This window comes from Gordonia sp. NPDC058843 (assembly GCF_042743165.1).
In the GTDB taxonomy this organism is placed as follows: domain Bacteria; phylum Actinomycetota; class Actinomycetes; order Mycobacteriales; family Mycobacteriaceae; genus Gordonia.
The window spans coordinates 158,516-173,378 of record NZ_JBHYNC010000006.1 but is presented as its reverse complement, the minus strand read 5'-3'; the positions used below and the strand labels follow the sequence as shown (position 1 = coordinate 173,378).

The 14,863-nt window shown below is 64.6% G+C and carries 15 protein-coding genes; 9 read left to right on the top strand and 6 right to left on the bottom strand.

The features are described from left to right. The first annotated feature begins 15 nt into the window (after positions 1–15). From ACFW3F_RS06870 to ACFW3F_RS06860, 3 genes are all read left to right on the top strand, one after another. On the top strand, positions 16–894 hold the full coding sequence (locus ACFW3F_RS06870; RefSeq protein WP_388055607.1) for a LysR family transcriptional regulator: 879 nt from the start codon (positions 16–18) through the stop codon (positions 892–894). Continuing rightward, complete coding sequence (locus tag ACFW3F_RS06865; protein ID WP_388055605.1) at positions 891–1,817, top strand: serine hydrolase; 927 nt, start codon at positions 891–893, stop codon at positions 1,815–1,817. The genes ACFW3F_RS06870 and ACFW3F_RS06865 overlap by 4 nt, the downstream gene beginning before the upstream one ends. Before the next feature lie 99 nt (positions 1,818–1,916). Further along, a complete protein-coding gene (locus tag ACFW3F_RS06860; RefSeq protein WP_388055603.1) occupies positions 1,917–3,707 on the top strand; it encodes a penicillin-binding transpeptidase domain-containing protein in 1,791 nt (596 codons plus the stop codon). A 31-nt stretch (positions 3,708–3,738) separates the two neighbouring features. Here ACFW3F_RS06860 and ACFW3F_RS06855 read toward each other — a convergent pair whose 3' ends face one another. After that, positions 3,739–5,337 carry an alkaline phosphatase D family protein gene (locus tag ACFW3F_RS06855; protein WP_388055601.1) on the bottom strand — a complete coding sequence of 533 codons (1,599 nt, stop codon included), beginning with the start codon at positions 5,335–5,337 and terminating at the stop codon, positions 3,739–3,741. 132 nt (positions 5,338–5,469) lie between these two features. Here ACFW3F_RS06855 and ACFW3F_RS06850 point away from each other — a divergent pair, with 132 nt between their 5' ends. Continuing rightward, the gene (locus ACFW3F_RS06850) at positions 5,470–5,694 is read left to right on the top strand and encodes an amphi-Trp domain-containing protein (RefSeq protein WP_388055599.1); all 225 of its coding nucleotides are present in this window, start codon (positions 5,470–5,472) and stop codon (positions 5,692–5,694) included. A 78-nt stretch (positions 5,695–5,772) separates the two neighbouring features. On the opposite strand, the gene ACFW3F_RS06845 is transcribed toward ACFW3F_RS06850, so the two are convergent. Beyond that, positions 5,773–6,417 (bottom strand): hypothetical protein, encoded by a 645-nt coding sequence (locus tag ACFW3F_RS06845; protein WP_388055597.1) that lies wholly within the window; start codon positions 6,415–6,417, stop codon positions 5,773–5,775. A 622-nt stretch (positions 6,418–7,039) separates the two neighbouring features. On the opposite strand from ACFW3F_RS06845, the gene ACFW3F_RS06840 reads away from it, so the two are divergent. The 4 genes from ACFW3F_RS06840 to ACFW3F_RS06825 all read left to right on the top strand — a co-directional run bounded on the left by ACFW3F_RS06840 (position 7,040) and on the right by ACFW3F_RS06825 (position 10,370). Next, entirely contained in the window at positions 7,040–7,261 is a 222-nt protein-coding gene (locus ACFW3F_RS06840) for a PASTA domain-containing protein (protein WP_388055595.1), read from the top strand. Between the two features lie 748 nt (positions 7,262–8,009). Next, entirely contained in the window at positions 8,010–8,528 is a 519-nt protein-coding gene (locus ACFW3F_RS06835; RefSeq protein ID WP_388055593.1) for an OsmC family protein, read from the top strand. Between the two features lie 249 nt (positions 8,529–8,777). Beyond that, positions 8,778–9,269: a hypothetical protein gene (locus tag ACFW3F_RS06830; protein WP_388055591.1), complete on the top strand. Its 492-nt coding sequence runs from the start codon at positions 8,778–8,780 to the stop codon at positions 9,267–9,269. 9 nt (positions 9,270–9,278) lie between these two features. Further along, positions 9,279–10,370 (top strand): HNH endonuclease, encoded by a 1,092-nt coding sequence (locus ACFW3F_RS06825; protein ID WP_388055589.1) that lies wholly within the window; start codon positions 9,279–9,281, stop codon positions 10,368–10,370. Positions 10,371–10,388: 18 nt separating this feature from the next. On the opposite strand, the gene ACFW3F_RS06820 is transcribed toward ACFW3F_RS06825, so the two are convergent. Beyond that, complete coding sequence (locus ACFW3F_RS06820) at positions 10,389–12,062, bottom strand: alpha/beta hydrolase (protein WP_388055587.1); 1,674 nt, start codon at positions 12,060–12,062, stop codon at positions 10,389–10,391. Positions 12,063–12,067: 5 nt separating this feature from the next. Then, positions 12,068–12,667: an LppA family lipoprotein gene (locus tag ACFW3F_RS06815; RefSeq protein ID WP_388055585.1), complete on the bottom strand. Its 600-nt coding sequence runs from the start codon at positions 12,665–12,667 to the stop codon at positions 12,068–12,070. 140 nt (positions 12,668–12,807) lie between these two features. Here ACFW3F_RS06815 and ACFW3F_RS06810 point away from each other — a divergent pair, with 140 nt between their 5' ends. Next, positions 12,808–13,134 (top strand): WXG100 family type VII secretion target, encoded by a 327-nt coding sequence (locus ACFW3F_RS06810; RefSeq protein WP_388055583.1) that lies wholly within the window; start codon positions 12,808–12,810, stop codon positions 13,132–13,134. A 121-nt stretch (positions 13,135–13,255) separates the two neighbouring features. On the opposite strand, the gene ACFW3F_RS06805 is transcribed toward ACFW3F_RS06810, so the two are convergent. Together ACFW3F_RS06805 and ACFW3F_RS06800 are read right to left on the bottom strand one after the other, a co-directional pair. After that, positions 13,256–13,849 carry an LppA family lipoprotein gene (locus ACFW3F_RS06805; RefSeq protein WP_388055581.1) on the bottom strand — a complete coding sequence of 198 codons (594 nt, stop codon included), beginning with the start codon at positions 13,847–13,849 and terminating at the stop codon, positions 13,256–13,258. 77 nt (positions 13,850–13,926) lie between these two features. Next, positions 13,927–14,529, bottom strand: a complete 603-nt coding sequence (locus ACFW3F_RS06800) for a hypothetical protein (protein WP_388055580.1) — start codon at positions 14,527–14,529, stop codon at positions 13,927–13,929. Positions 14,530–14,863 lie beyond the last annotated feature (334 nt).

The following is a 14,863-nucleotide window of genomic DNA, read 5'->3' as shown; positions in this document are numbered from 1 at the left end:
GCCATCCTGGAACCCGTGGATCTGATCAGGCACTTGCGGTTCTTCGTCGCCGTCGCCGAGGAAGGTCATTTCGGTGAGGCCGCGGCGCGTTTGGAGATGACGCAACCGCCGGTGTCACAGGGTCTGCGACGCCTGGAGAAACAGCTGGGACTGCAGCTCATCCGACGCACCACCCGCGGCGCCGAGCTCACCGACGCCGGTCGCGAACTCCTCCCCCGCGCCCGTCTGCTCATCGACGACGCCTCGAGATTCCTCGGCGAGGCCCGTCGACTCCACGAACACACCGAGGTATTGCGTTGGGGCGTCGCATCACTCGTCGGAGCCACGATCACGGCGACGCTGGCTCGGCGCATCGCCGGTGTCGCACCAGGGCAGGACACCGTCAGCGCCTCGACGGTCAACCTCATCGAACAGGTGTCGGCCGGCACCCTCGATCTCGCCGTCGTCGAGACCCCCTGTGTCACTGGGCCCTTGACGACCGAACCGGTTGTCGTCCTCCGGCGTTCGGTCATGGCGCCCGCGACACATCCGGTGACGACCGCCGCCCGCCCCCGCTTGCGCCACCTGGCCGGGCTGCGCTTCTGTCACACGCCGAGATCGTTCAACCCGCCCGCGCACGACCAGTTGATGGACCGACTCCGCGAGTCCGGACTCGACCCACGCCCGCATCCGGTGACGTCCGCCGACCAACTGATGGCCGCAGTCGCTGCCGGACACGCCTTTGCGTTGACCGTCGACGGCGACGCCCTCACCACGGTCGATGCTGTCCGATGCCTTCCCGTTGGACGAGACGCCACCGCGCTGCGCCTACGGGTCGTGTATCGCGAACCCGGGTTCAGCGAGGTGGCGGAGGCCCTCACCGCCGCCCTCTACCGGATCGGCAGGACCTCGTGACCGTGTCGGCGACCCTCCCCGAAACCGTCCGCAACGAACTCGACCGCGCGGTTCGCGAGACCTTCGCCGACGCAGGCTGTTCGGGCTTCGTCCACGCGCGGACGATCGGCCCCACGCCGGTCGAGTATTGCCACGGCGCCGACACACCCGTCGTCCTCGCCTCGGTGTACAAGCTGGCCGTGTTCACCTCGCTGTGGCGCATGGCAGATCGCGGCGACATCGAGCTCACCGCGTCACTGACCGTCGATCCCACTCGATGGGCTCAGGGCCCAACTGGGCTGGCGCTGTTCGTGGACCCGGTGACCATCACCTGGCGCGACCTGGCCACATCGATGATGACCGTCTCCGACAATGTCGCCGCCGACGTCATCCTCACCCACATCGGACTGCCGCAGATCCACGACGACCTGGCCGAACTGGGCCTGACGCACACCCGGATCGTCGGCGGCGTCGCCGAACTGCACGAACGATTGCAGACGGAGACCGGTACGAGCACCGTCGCGGAAGCTTTCGCCGCCTTGGCCGACCCCGACCTCGACGGATCGGTCAGCGCTTACGACGCCGCATATTCGAGTTCGGCAACGCCGCGCGACTGTACGACCCTGCTCGACGCGATCTGGACCGATCGAGCAGCGTCCGCGGCGTCGTGCGAGTTCATCCGAGAGACGATGAGTAAACAGGTCTTCACCTCGCGCCTCGCCTCGGGATTTCCGTTCCGCCGGGTCACCGTCGCCGGCAAGACGGGCACACTCGTCGCCGTCCGCAACGAGGTCGGCGTCATCGAGTTCCCCGGCGAGCTGCCGGTCGCGGTCGCGGTGTTCACGATGAGTGCGAGGTCCGAGATGGCGCTACCGGAGGTCGATCGCGCGATCGGGGACGTGGCTCGTGCGGTGGTCACCGAACTACGGACGCCCGACTATTGACGCGGAAGGTGTACGAGACCAGCAACGATAGCGAACAGCTATCGCCCGATCGCGTGCCGAAACTTTGCGCCACACCGCTTCGATGGGTTTGCTCGGGGCATGCGTCGATGGTGGGCACTTCTGAGTGTGTGTGCGGTGGTCGTGGGAACGATGTCGGGTTGCTTCCTGGCCTCGACCTCACCGGAGGACGCCTTACGGTCGTTCGCAGCGGCACTGCAGAAGGGCGATGTCGATGCCACGGCCGCACTCACCGACGATCCAGACGCCGCACGCGCGGCCATCACCGCGTTGTTCGATGGCATGGGCCAGACCCCGAAACTCTCGGTCGCGGGTGGCCTCGTCGACGACAAAGAGGTCAGCGGCACACTGGACCATCGATGGCAGATCCGCGATCACAGCGTCGACTATCAGACCTCAGTCGTCCTCACCGAAACGGACTCTGGATGGAAGGTCCAGTGGCAACCGTCCGTGCTGCACCGGCAACTCCGTGCCGGAGACACATTCTCGTTCAGCGATGACCGCGCTTATCGAACCCCCGTGCTCGACGCCAACGGCCGGCCGCTCATGACGTGGCAGTCCGTGACGTCGGTGAATCTGTCGCGCGCACAACTCGGTTCGGCGGACGCGCTCGCCCGTGCACTGCGGGCCGTCGAACCGGGCATGACTGCCGCGGGGATTCGCGCGAACTTCGACGACAACGCGTCCGGCCGATCCAGCGCTGCGGACACCCGCACTGTCATCCGACTCCGCGAGTCCGACTTCCGTCGGGTCCAGCGCGCCGTGGAGGGTATCTCCGGCGTCACGCTCGCCGAACAGGGCGCGCTCCTCAGTGCCACGAAAGCCCTTCATTCACCTGCGATGTCCGGCCTCGAGAACATCTGGCGTGCGACGATCGACGCCACGGCAGGATGGTCCGTACAGATCGTCGACGCCGAAGGCACCCCCACCCACCTCGTCGAATCGGCCCAACCCGGGACGACACCACCCGTGCGTACCTCACTCGATCGTGACATCCAGACCCGCGCGCAGGTCGCCGTCGACGGTGAACGACGCCCGACGATGATCGTCGCCATCGAACCCTCGACCGGGGGAATCGTTGCCGTCGCGCAGAACGACGCCGCGGACAAGTCGGGATCGGTGTCGCTGTCCGGTCTGTACCCACCGGGTTCGACGTTCAAGACCATCACGACCGCAGCCGCTTTGGATGCCGACGTGGTGCAGGCCGGTTCGCAGGTCCACTGTCCCGGACGGGCCACGATCGAAGGCCGGACCATCCCGAACGAGGACGATTTCGATCTCGGAACCGTGCCGCTGCCCACTGCGTTCGCGCGGTCCTGCAACACGACGATGGGCGCTCTCGCGAACAAACTCTCCGACGACGCCCTGACCACGACGGCACGCCGCTTCGGCATCGGTGCGGACTACACGATCCCCGGACTGACAACCGTCACCGGCACCGTGCCCGGTGCCGACTCCCCCGCGCTGCGCGTCGAGAACGGTATCGGTCAAGGCACGGTGACCGTGAGCCCCTTCGGTCTCGCCCTTGCCGAGGCGAGCCTTGCACGCGGCGAGACCACTGTTCCCAGCCTGGTTCGAGGTCAACGCACGACGGGAGACATCGAACCCCAGCAGATCTCCGGCGACGTCGTGCGAACACTTCGAAGCATGATGCGTGACACGGTCACTCGCGGTACGGCCACCGCGCTCCGTGACATTCCGGGCCTCGGCGGCAAGACCGGCACCGCGGAGTACGGCGACAACAAGAACCCGCACGGTTGGTTCGCCGGGATCGTCGGGGACCTGGCCTTCGCGACGCTCGTCGTGGGCGGCGGGTCGTCGGCCCCTGCGGTCGAGGTGACGGGCGAGTTCCTGCGGCCGTTGCGGAGCTAGCTCCGATCCTCGACCGCCGCTGCGCCGCCTGTCACTGCGCCGGTTCCAGGTCCTTCCGGTACAGCGTCTTTCCTGACGCGTCGACGAGATCCACACTCAGTACCCTGGTCCTACCGTCGATCGTCACCTCACCGAAGTGCTGAAACCCCTCGGCCGGAGACACATTCGACTCGGTAGGCGCATGGACGAACTCGTATTGCGCGCCGAACGTGCTGTCCAGAGGACTCTCTGGGAACGCTCCGGCGTGCAACGGCCCGGAGACGAACTCCCAGAACGGCGAGAAGTCCTTGAAGCCGGCACGGTCGGGCTCGTAGGAGATCGCGGCGGTGTAGTGGACGTCAGCGGTCAGGAACACGACGTTCCGGACATCCTTCGACTGAGAAAGAATGCGGGAGAATGCGATCTCGCGACCGAGCGGATCACCGCCATCCCCCTGAGCAACTGCCTCCATCGCCTTCGGGCCGTTGTCCGGTGTCGTGTTCTTGTCCGCCACGACGATGCTCAGCGGCAGGTCGTTGGCGACGATCTTCCAGGTAGCCCTCGAACCCCGTAGTCCGTCGATGAGCCACTGCGTCTGCTCGGGTCCGAGGAGACCGTCGACGTTGTCTCTCGACCAGGCATCGGGATTGGGGTCCTTGTAGCTGCGCATGTCCAGAACGAAGACGTCCAGCAGTGGGCCATAGGAGATGCTGCGGTACAACCGGTCTGATGCTCCGATCTCGACGGGTTGCCATTCCTGCCATGCCTGGCGGCCGTTGCGCGCCAGCACGTCGACACTCATCTCGGTGTAACCCTCACGCCCTTGCCCCTCGAGACTCTCGCCCGGGAACCAGTTGTTCACGACCTCGTGATCGTCCCACTGCACCAGCTGCGGGACCGATCCGACGAAGCGTCGGAAGTGATGGTCGGTCAGGTTGTATGCGTAGTTTCCGCGGAACTGGTCGACGGTCTGCGCCACCTGTTCCTTCGCCGGACTGGTGACGCTCCGATAGATCGCGCCGTCGTTCTGCTCCTGGGTCGGCTCCACTGGGTTGTCGGCGTAGATGGCGTCGCCGGAGTGGATGAAGAACTGCGGATCACGGTCAGCCATGGTCGAGAAGATGGTCATCCCGCCCATGTCGGGGTTGATTCCCCAGCCTTGACCGACGACGTCACCGGACCACTGGAACCTGATGTCGGCCTCGCGCACCGGCGCGGTCGTGAAGATGCCGGTCACCGGTTCGGAGAGCGCGCCGTCCTCACCTTCGAGAGTGACGCGATAGTGCACGGTCTGCCCGGGTTCCAGACCCGCCACACGCAGCCGACCGGTCCCGTCGCCGTCTGGCGTCATCTGCGGTCCGCGGAGTTTCCGTGCGCCCGCGAAGGAGTCGCTCGAGGCGGTCTCGACGATCATGGTCGCTGGACGGTCCGACCGCGCCCACACCAGCGCCCCTCCGCTGGTCACTTCCCCGGTGGCCACTCCGTGGGTGAGAACCGGCCGGCCCCTGACCAGGCTCGGCGCCGCCGAACTGGGATCGGACGAACTGCAGGCCGCCACCGCCGATCCGACCGGAACGAGGAGCGCACCCGCAGCGGCAGTCCGCAGGATCGTGCGTCGTGACGGAGTGCCGATTCCTTGGGGTTGGGTCATGGTCATCAGGGTCGCGCAGCACTTCCAATGCATCGTGAAGCGTGGGTGACGAGAAGGTGTCCGTATCGCGAGTCAGCATTCCTGGCACGTATGCCGCTTGACCAGACATACCCGGTCGGCTCAGATGGACTGATGAGCGACGAACTCTTCGAGCACAAGACCAAGACCGAACTGACCCGCGAAGAGGCGGCGAAGAGAATTCACGAGCTCGCGGACGCCATCGCGCGTCACAACGAAGTGTCCTTCGTGGAGAACAACAAGACCGTGCGCGTGGACATCCCGGCCAAGGTTCAGTTGAAGATCGAGATCGAGCGGGGCGAGGATGAATCCGAGCTCGAGATCGAACTCTCTTGGTAGGCAGCCCATATCAGCGCTGACGGAATCGGCGTGACGGCCCCTGTCGCGAATCCCACTGCTTGATGAGTCCCCGCGTCGTCAAGAACCGGCGGAGGCCAGAGGTGAGTTATCGGTCGGCCTTGTCCCGGTCGACCGCTTCGTGCGCATGAGGCGCCAGGCGGCAAGAGCGAAGGCCGCTTGGCCGACCGCGTTGATCGACTGCTCGATCCATTGCAGCGACAGCGTTTGCTCTCGACCCGCCAGCGGTCCGAGCGTGTAGGCCGCTGCCAAACACACGGCGAGCAACGTCACCGTCCTGACGTCACGGACCCTCCACGCGTCGCGCGCGAGGGCCCCGTAGAGCGCTGTCGATCCCAGGATCACAGCGATCAGGTACCAGGGCGCGATGGCCGGCGCCACCACACCGACTCCCGCCAGACCTACGAGAAGGACAGCGATCGGCACGCTGCGGACTTCCCAGGCGGCTACCGCCAGCAGCAGGAAGCCGCATCCCATGAGTGGAAACAACGAATCCGCCAGCCGCGGGATGTCTGCCATGCCCGAGGCAGCCAGGAGCTTCCACGTTGCTTTCGAGAGACCGCCGGCGAGGATCAAGGCGGCGCCGACATACGCGGGTATCCAGCCGGTTCGACGCGCGACGATGAATGCACCGAGTGCGCCGAAGATCACCGGCACGAAATCGAACAGCGCCAGCGGTATCGAGACCTGTTCCGCAGGTGTCACACTCGCCCCTCAAGTCTTGGCCGACGGCGGAGCACGGTCGACGACCCGAAGTTGTTCAGCATGCTGAACAACCTAGCGTGTTCGTCCCACCCGCGCCACCAGCAACGCAGCGATCGCGCGCCTGCCCCAACCCATAGACATCAACTCGACCGGCAGACTTCGATCGAGGTCTGCCGGTCGAGTTGAAGTCTGGCGGTATGGTGACCACAACGCCGATCTGCACGTCGCACGTAACCGAAATGCGTCAGGTTGGCCTTCTCCGCCGTCGACACGTGTGCCCCAGGCGGCGAGCCCATTCCTCTGAACAAACCAAATCGCACTGACCGCCAGCGCAGTCATCCTTCGTCGTCCTACGGTTCGGTTTCGCAGTTCGTGAGCTTTACGGAATCGAGGATTCATGCGCGCTCGTCACTTTTCTCTGGTTGTTGCCCTCGTTGCGACACTCGCGGCCAGCGCGGCGTGCGGTACCGCGGAACAGGAGACGGAGCCTCCTACGACCACCCGGTCAGCCATCGAGGAAGCGCCGTCGACAACGACCGAGGTGCCGACCCCGCCCCAACCTTCGCCTACTCCGCAGCGAACTACTGCGCTTCCTCCGCCGGCTGTCGATGAGGCATCGATCATGCCGAACGTCGTGTGTATGAACCTGCAAGATGCGCAGAACGCGATCCAAGCCGCCGGAGTCTTCTTCTCGCGAAGTGAGGACGCCACCGGTCGCGGCAGGTCACAGATGGTCGACAGCAACTGGATCGTCGTCGGCCAAACACCCAGCCCCGGCGCATCTTTCTCCGAAGGCGACGCGGTCCTATCCGCAGTCAAGATCGGTGAACCCAACCCGTGTTGACCAACGCCGCGCACTATTTTCGCCTCATCGCGGTGACCGGACTGGCCCTCCTCACCATGGCTGGGTGCGCCACCGATCGATCTGCGACAGTCGAATCCAGCGCACGCAGCGTTGCCACGTCAGCGGCTTACTCCAGTGTCAGCGTCGCGCCGGCGCCATCGCCGGCTCCCTCCCCCGTGTCGACGACAGTCGCACCAATAGCGCCCACCCCCGTACTTCCCGTTGTCGCCGAGGGCGCGGAGTGCGGTCCGCGCGGGGCAACCGCGCAGTTTTCGGATGGCGTCGCGGCCTATTGCTCGCGACTGGCAGGCACCGACGGCGCGGTCTGGTCTCGCTCTCCGGGGGTCGCGCCGAACCCGGGCCTGCCGACGACGCCCGTCGGGCCGTCCGTAGGAGACCGTTGTATCGGCGCGGACATCGGACGCACGGCGATAGACGTGAACGGGAACTCGATCGTCTGTGACAACTATCAGTGGCAACTCGACACCGGCCAGGAACCCAGTCATCCGTGGGCCGATGGGCAGCGGGAGTGGACCGAGTGTCTCGAGACGAACAGTGTCGAGCGATGTCGTGAGATCCACGGCAACTGAACGTATACCCAGTCGGCCGTGGAACTGACCCCACCGACCGCGCAGCATGCTCCTCATCACGGCGACATCCAAGTGTTCCGCTCACCGTGATGCAGACCGTCGTCGTATTCCGCGGTGCCCGATAGCTTCGTCGGCAACCGGACCGTCGAAGGAGCACCATGACCGAGACCGCCACCCGCCTCAACGACGTGGACATCGCCGCCGTCGGCCAACTGGTCGAAGCGATCCAGGGCGACGCCACCAAGGCACAGACGACGTGGGCCGCACACGTCCAGTGGAATGGCGCATTTGCGTCAGAGGCCAAGGTGCGCACCTTCTCGCCCGTGGCGTCGGACGAGCCCGCCGCTCTCGGCGGCGGCGACACGGCACCCAACCCGGTCGAGCAACTCCTCGGCGCCTTGGGTAACTGCCTGGCCGTCGGCTACGCCGCGAACGCCACGACAGCGGGCATCGAACTCAAGGACCTGCGAGTCGATCTGAAGGGCGACCTCGACCTCCACGTCTTCCTCGGACTGGCGGAGGGACATGCAGGGTTCACTTCCATCACTGCGAGAGTCACCATCGACTCCGACGCCCCGCGCGAGAAGCTCGACGAGCTGCACGCGAAGGTCCAAGCCAGCTCCCCGGTCGGGCACACCCTGGGCAACGCGGTCCCGGTGGAGATCGTCCTGAACTGAGCTTCCGAAGTTCTCGGACTCGGCGACCGTTTGGTCGAGATCCGAAAGAGGCTGGGCGAGTGCATGACAACGTGCGCTCGCCCAGCCTTGTGCCGTGCCGGTGCGCAGCGGTCGGAGTGTCGTACCCCCGTCCTATTCTGTGAGTATCAGGTGAACGAGGCCCCCTCCCGACAGCGGGCCGCCGCCGACTGTGGCCCGGAAGAATGAGCCACTATCACGACTGAATCAGCGCAGAAGGAGTCGCACATCATGACTGATGTTCCCGTGGGTGGCACCAAAAAGGTCCTTTACATCGACATGGACAACACGCTCGTCGACTTCCAGTCCGGCATCGACAAACTCAGCGAGGTCGAGCGCCGGAGGTTCGAAGGCGACCTCGACGATGTCTCCGGCATCTTCTCTCTGATGGACCCGATGCCCGGCGCTGTCGAGGCGTTCCATGATCTGTCGAAAATCTTCGACACCTACATCCTGTCCACCGCGCCCTGGGACAACCCCCTCGCCTGGACCGAGAAGCTGCTGTGGGTGAAGATGCACCTCGGACGCGACGAGAGCTCACCCGCCCACAAGCGGCTGATCCTCTCGCACCACAAGAACCTCAACCGAGGCGACTTCATCGTCGACGACCGGACCGCACGTGGCGTGGATCGATTCGAGGGAACTCACATCCACTTCGGTCAGCCGGATTTCGAGAATTGGGAGCAGGTCGTCGCGCACCTTCGAGAGTTGGCGGGGTCGTAGACTCGTCTTGTGCCCGCTCCCGCTGATCCCCTGGTTCTCGGCCACAAGCTCGTAGCAGTCCTCGAGAGCGGAAGGCGCACAGCCACCTACAAGCTCGCCGTGTTGGTGACGCTACTCGACCTCGCAGTCGAATCGGTTCCCGAGAGCCCAGACGCGAGTGTGGACATCGATCTCGACGAACTCACCGGCCGCGTCATCGCGCTGTACTGGCGTCAGATGCGTCCCCTAGACGGCACCCGGTTGCGGCAATCCAACGATGGCCGAGGGGTCATCTTCGACGCCGTCGCCAATCTGCGGTCCCAGACAATTACTCATCGTGAGCGCGCTGCCGATCTCTTCGCGACACGGGACTCGAGCGCCTACCTGATCGCCCACGCCAATGTGAAGCGCACCCTCATCCGGTACCCGCTGAAACTGTTGCAGAATCTCACATCTGACGACGACAACGAGCGTTTTCTCTATGACGACTCGTGGATGGGTACCGACTCGGGGAAGGCGGTCGCCAATCACGGCAACAGGCTCACCCTGTTCCCCGGGGTCTGCCTCACCCTCGCACGTCTCGCGCCGCTATTGAAGCCTGCTTTCCAACTCGCCTGGATCGACGACGTCCGTCGCATGAACAAGACCATTCTCGACGACGGCCCGGATCTCGCCGGTCATCTCTTCGGTGCCGACCGAGTGTCCCTACAGAGAGCCGGTGACGCTTTGGTCGACGAGTTCGGTCCGTTGTGCTTTTACTGCGGGACAACGACAACGCGCATCCGGCACATCGACCACGTCTTGCCGTGGTCGCGCGTAGGCATCGACGGATTGGCCAATCTCGTGACCGCCTGTCGGAGTTGCAACATCAACAAGTCCGACCGTTTGCCGGCTCCGCTTCACGTGCAGCGCGCCCTCGACCGAGGACGTTCGACGCTCGACGAGATCGGCGCCGACATCAACTGGCCGAGCCAGTACGACCGCGTCGTCGCAGCACGTCACGGCCTCTACGCCACGCAGCCGGACAGCACACCGATCTGGCTCGGCCGCAACAACATCACTACGTTCGCCCGCACCGACATCAACTGGCGTCGACCGGAGATCTGCAACAGTGGCCTGTGAGTCTTTCTTAGGTTTCGCTCATTCCGGGGACAAGCCGGCCAGGATTCGAGCCATCAGGTAACCGGAGACCCGCAATTCACCGTTCTGTCCGTTCCGGGGATAGTCGGAGTGGATGTACGCACCTTCGCGTTCGACGCCGTCGGCGGTGGTCCTGCTACGCACGTCGAGTTGTTCGAGCTTCGTGTCTGTCGGGGCCGGGCCGTTCGGGCCAACACCTCCGAAACTCTCGATGAAATCACTCGTGCCCATCATCACGTATCCGTTGCCGTCTTTCAGACCGAGTTCGGGTTCGTCGTTGGCCTCGAATCCGGGTGATCCATAGAAGACCGCCTCGTCAACCGGATGGCCACCGGAATCCTGCAGTGCCAGTCCCTGGGTTAGAGACCCGTAGGAATGCCCCAACGCCACGATATGCGGGTCGTCTTTGGTCGACGTGGCGTCGATCGCCCGGTAGAAGTTGGCGAGATCGGTCGCCCCGTCACTCGCCCTGTCTTGTTGCGCGACTTCCAGCCACGGGACGCCGAAAGGTCGGCTGCTGTCTTTGTCTGGTGGCTCAAAATCGAGCCAGGAGATCGTCGAGACCTTCTCGTTGCCGCGGCCGGCATTTCGTAGCTCGTCCAGGGTCTCATCTCGAAGCGCAGCGGACTCGCCGAGCATCGAGCCGAAACTGTTACGAATGTTGGTGTCCAAGCCCGGAGTTGTCACCGAGACGCGGTCTGCGTCGTCGGGATTCCCCAGTGCAACCGCCGCCTTGCCCTGTTCGGCCGAGAACATGTCCATGACAAGCAACATTCGACCGAGCGGATTGTCCGGGCTCCACTCGTCTGTTCCGATCAGCTCTTGCAACTTCTTAACGTCATCGATCTTTTTCTCGACCTGCTCGAGTTCCGCATCCTCATTGCTGAACAGACCCCACAACTTGATCTGCTCCTTCAGCTGATCGCGACGATCCTCGAGTTGCTTCAACACCGGGTTGAGTTGGGCCACATTCGCCTCGTGCCGGACAGCGGAGGGGATGCCGTCGACGTTGCCCAGTAGCTCGGGACGATCGCGCAGCAGTTCCGCTTGCTGCTCGGGAGACAGCGCGTCCCAGTAGGCCTTCACCTCGTACGGGGTCTTGTCCTTGGGCGGTTCGAGGGCGGTCAATCCGCCCTGGTCGGCGCCGGCCTTCATCGCATCGTCGACGGTGGCGGCTCCATCCGACGTGATCTTGCCGTCACGGATCGCATCGAACACCCGGGCGGCGTCACCGTCGACGTCGGCAGCCTGGGTGATCAGGGCTTTCGCGGCTGTCTCCAGGGACTTGCGCAATCCCTCACGGGCCTCGTCGTCCTCCCGATCGGGCGTCGGCACTGCGGTGACGGACCCGTCATTGTGGATGGTCATCGACGCACCCGCGGCTTGCGCGCGAAGGCCGGCCAACCGAACTTTCAGGTGATTGACCGCCGCAGACGTCTCGACCGCAAGTTGTCTCGCCGCGCCCAAGACGGCGGCCTCGTCGCGGAGGTCGTCTGCGGTGAGAGTGTAGAGCTGGCGAGCGGAGTCTGCTCCCTCGCTGTACCAGCCCGGGAGCCGGCTCGCTGTTCGGAGTGCTTCGTCCACCTCTGAAACAGTCGTCACCCGCTTACTGAGCGAGTCGGCCATCGTGTCCAGCGCGCCGGTGTTCCACGCATCAATGGTGGCCAGATCCATCGTTTTCAGCCCTCACCTGCTGGAGACATGCCCGTCTGCAAACTGGGTGGAGTAGGCATCGCCGGGCCTTCGGGGCGCCGGCACGGTGTCCGGATGGAGAGCACTCCGGCTTTGAAGGACATGAGCTTCATCGAACCGTTCTCTGAATTCGTGAAGCGAATTTCCCTATTGCCCGGCTCGTTCTTGAACGACGACTCGTGGGTGATCCCACGATCCCTGGCGGCGGTACGTACCAAAGTAGCCGCCTGGGGCCACGCCTGCTCGCTGATAGGCACATCCGAGACTCGCGCATCCAGTTGGACGGTCATCCCATCGGTGTCCAACCACTCTCCGGAACACGGCCGACGGTGGTCCGGGTAGTGATCCCCAGGTTCCATCGTCGACTCGAACCGAACCCCCGGCGCGATCGCCTCGATCTGCTCGACCAGCGAGGCCCGCACCGCCCGGTACTCCTCAAGCGTCGCTTCCAGACTCGGCAACTCACGAAGCTGCCCATTCAACTCCGCAATACGCTCAGCCGACACCTCCTCGGCCGGACCGAACGTCGCCTGATTGACCGCCGAACACCCGGACACAAGCGCACCCGCCACCAACAGCACACTCACGAAACGTCCACGCATCAAAGAGCCCCCTGACCCTGCACAGCGGGGACCAACCGCCACCCGCCGACCTCGTTCACACGCAGCAGACTCGGGTAGAGTTCACCGCACTCAGAGAATGTACCTGCTGGCGACGGGGGTGTCGGATGGCTGCTCACAGGGTGGAGGTCGACCCGGAGGCTCTGTGGTCGACGGCTCGGACGATCTCGGCCACCGGCGACACGGCCAACACGCAACTGCAAAGCAGCGACACTGCGTTGGCTGGTTGCCGCAGCGGCTGGGCGACGCATGCCTCTCACGGTTTCGACGAGTTCATGGACCGTTCCGAACGCTTCACCAAGAATTTGTCCCACAAGCTAGCGGACATCGAGCAAGCAACTCGCGCGGCTGCCGCGCACTACGAACGAACCGATACCGGGTCCGGACAGCGGATCACCGAGTCGACCGCTTCCCCGCGACTCCTGGATCTCTGAGCCTCGATTCGATCGAGGGCCCTCTGGGGTCTCGACTGTCGACGCGGGGGACGGTCAAACCGCCGACCTGCGGATTGTCCGACTCCCGACCTGAACGTCGGCGACAGCTCACTCCACCGGCTCAGCCACCAAACGACGGTGTCGCACCCGTCGCCACGCTGGGTGGCGTCGGCACCGCTGGACCGTCGGGGAGCCGGCACGGCGTCCGAATGGAGAGCACCCCCGCTTTGAAAGACATGAGCTTTATCGAACCGTTCTCGGAGTTCGTGAAGCGAATCTCGCGATTACCCGGAGTGTTCTTGAACGACGACTCGTACTCAATTCCGAGTTCTCTTGCTGCCGTACGGACCACCGCCGCGGCTTTCGGCCACGCCTCCTCGCTGAGAGGCACATCCGATACCTGCGCATCGAGGTACACGCTCATCCCATCGGTGTCCAACCACTCCCCGGAACAAGATTCACGGTCGTCGGGATAGTGATCCCCAGGTTCCATCGTCGACTCGAACCGAACCCCCGGCGCGATCGCCTCGATCTGCTCGACCAGCGAGGCCCGCACCGCCCGGTACTCCTCAAGCGTCGCCTCCAGACTCGGCAACTCACGAAGCTGCCCATTCAACTCCGCAATCCGCTCAGCCGACACCTCCTCGGCCGGACCGAACGTCGCCTGATTGACCGCCGAACACCCGGAAACAAGCGCACCCGCCACCAACAGCACACTCACGAAACGACCACGCATCAAAGAGCCCCCTGACCCTGTATGGCACCTCACCCGAATGGGGTACGACACGATGATCAACCGCGCGCATCCGAAAGACAAAGCAACCGGTAATGCGCTTCGCGCTTCCCGTCCACCACGCCCTCGGCCCCGTAGTAGAACATCAGCGTCGAGTCAGCGGCTCCGGCGTTGATGCAATCCTGTTTCGCGTCGGGGTGGTTCTGTGGCAGCGGATCGTCGACACGCGCGTCGACCTTCCTCGCCCCTTGTTCAGTGCACGCCACACGGTGCGGCCGCTGGGGTGGCATCTCTGACGAGATGCACTCGCCCCGTTGCACATTGTTGATGGACGTCGTTGGATCGAGGTCCTTCGGTCCGACGCACAGGGCTGCGCGGTGCGGCGACGTCAGCGTCACCGTGCGCTCGACCCCGTCTACCTCGACGCATCGAGCCAACTCCGTCAGCTCGACCACCTCGTAGACCCTGTTCACAGCACGCGGGGAGGAGCACGACACGCGGTCCACCACCGTGCCCGCCGCATTCCACACCACGCAGTCCCCCACCGCGAACATTCGCTCCCTGTCGGTGCCGCTCTGCCCGTCGCGGAACGCCGTCATGAGCCCCGCGGCGAGAATGATTACACCGAGGACGATCCCTCCACCGATCAACAGCGCGACCATGCAGCCACTCCGCTGCTTCTTCGGTGGCGGAGTGCGGTTCATAGGCCCGCCGGGACCTGGAAACGGGCCAGGATGCTGTGTGGGCCAGGGAGATCCGAGATTCGGCCGAGGACCTTGCGTGCCGGTGTTGAACGGGCCACCGACATAGGGGGCCTGGCCCGGATGGCCGGCAGTCGGGTGTTGCCGCGGGTCGGGATTCGGGTGGTGAGGAAATCCCGGCGGTTGGGGCGAATTCACACGGCGGACAGTAACAGCGCCGGGCGGCCACCATCCGGGTCCGTCCACAGGCTCTCGAACGTACGCGTCCCCGATCACCGCCCCACGGTCCAGGCGT

What these genes read in the sequence shown, in the direction of transcription:
- ACFW3F_RS06860 (WP_388055603.1), top strand. Translation starts at nt 1,917, where the DNA reads ATGCGTCGATGGTGGGCACTTCTGAGTGTGTGTGCGGTGGTCGTGGGA.
- ACFW3F_RS06855 (WP_388055601.1), bottom strand. Translation starts at nt 5,337, where the DNA reads ATGACCCAACCCCAAGGAATCGGCACTCCGTCACGACGCACGATCCTG.
- ACFW3F_RS06850 (WP_388055599.1), top strand. Translation starts at nt 5,470, where the DNA reads ATGAGCGACGAACTCTTCGAGCACAAGACCAAGACCGAACTGACCCGC.
- ACFW3F_RS06840 (WP_388055595.1), top strand. Translation starts at nt 7,040, where the DNA reads ATGCCGAACGTCGTGTGTATGAACCTGCAAGATGCGCAGAACGCGATC.
- ACFW3F_RS06835 (WP_388055593.1), top strand. Translation starts at nt 8,010, where the DNA reads ATGACCGAGACCGCCACCCGCCTCAACGACGTGGACATCGCCGCCGTC.
- ACFW3F_RS06830 (WP_388055591.1), top strand. Translation starts at nt 8,778, where the DNA reads ATGACTGATGTTCCCGTGGGTGGCACCAAAAAGGTCCTTTACATCGAC.
- ACFW3F_RS06820 (WP_388055587.1), bottom strand. Translation starts at nt 12,062, where the DNA reads ATGGATCTGGCCACCATTGATGCGTGGAACACCGGCGCGCTGGACACG.
- ACFW3F_RS06810 (WP_388055583.1), top strand. Translation starts at nt 12,808, where the DNA reads ATGGCTGCTCACAGGGTGGAGGTCGACCCGGAGGCTCTGTGGTCGACG.
- ACFW3F_RS06800 (WP_388055580.1), bottom strand. Translation starts at nt 14,529, where the DNA reads ATGGTCGCGCTGTTGATCGGTGGAGGGATCGTCCTCGGTGTAATCATT.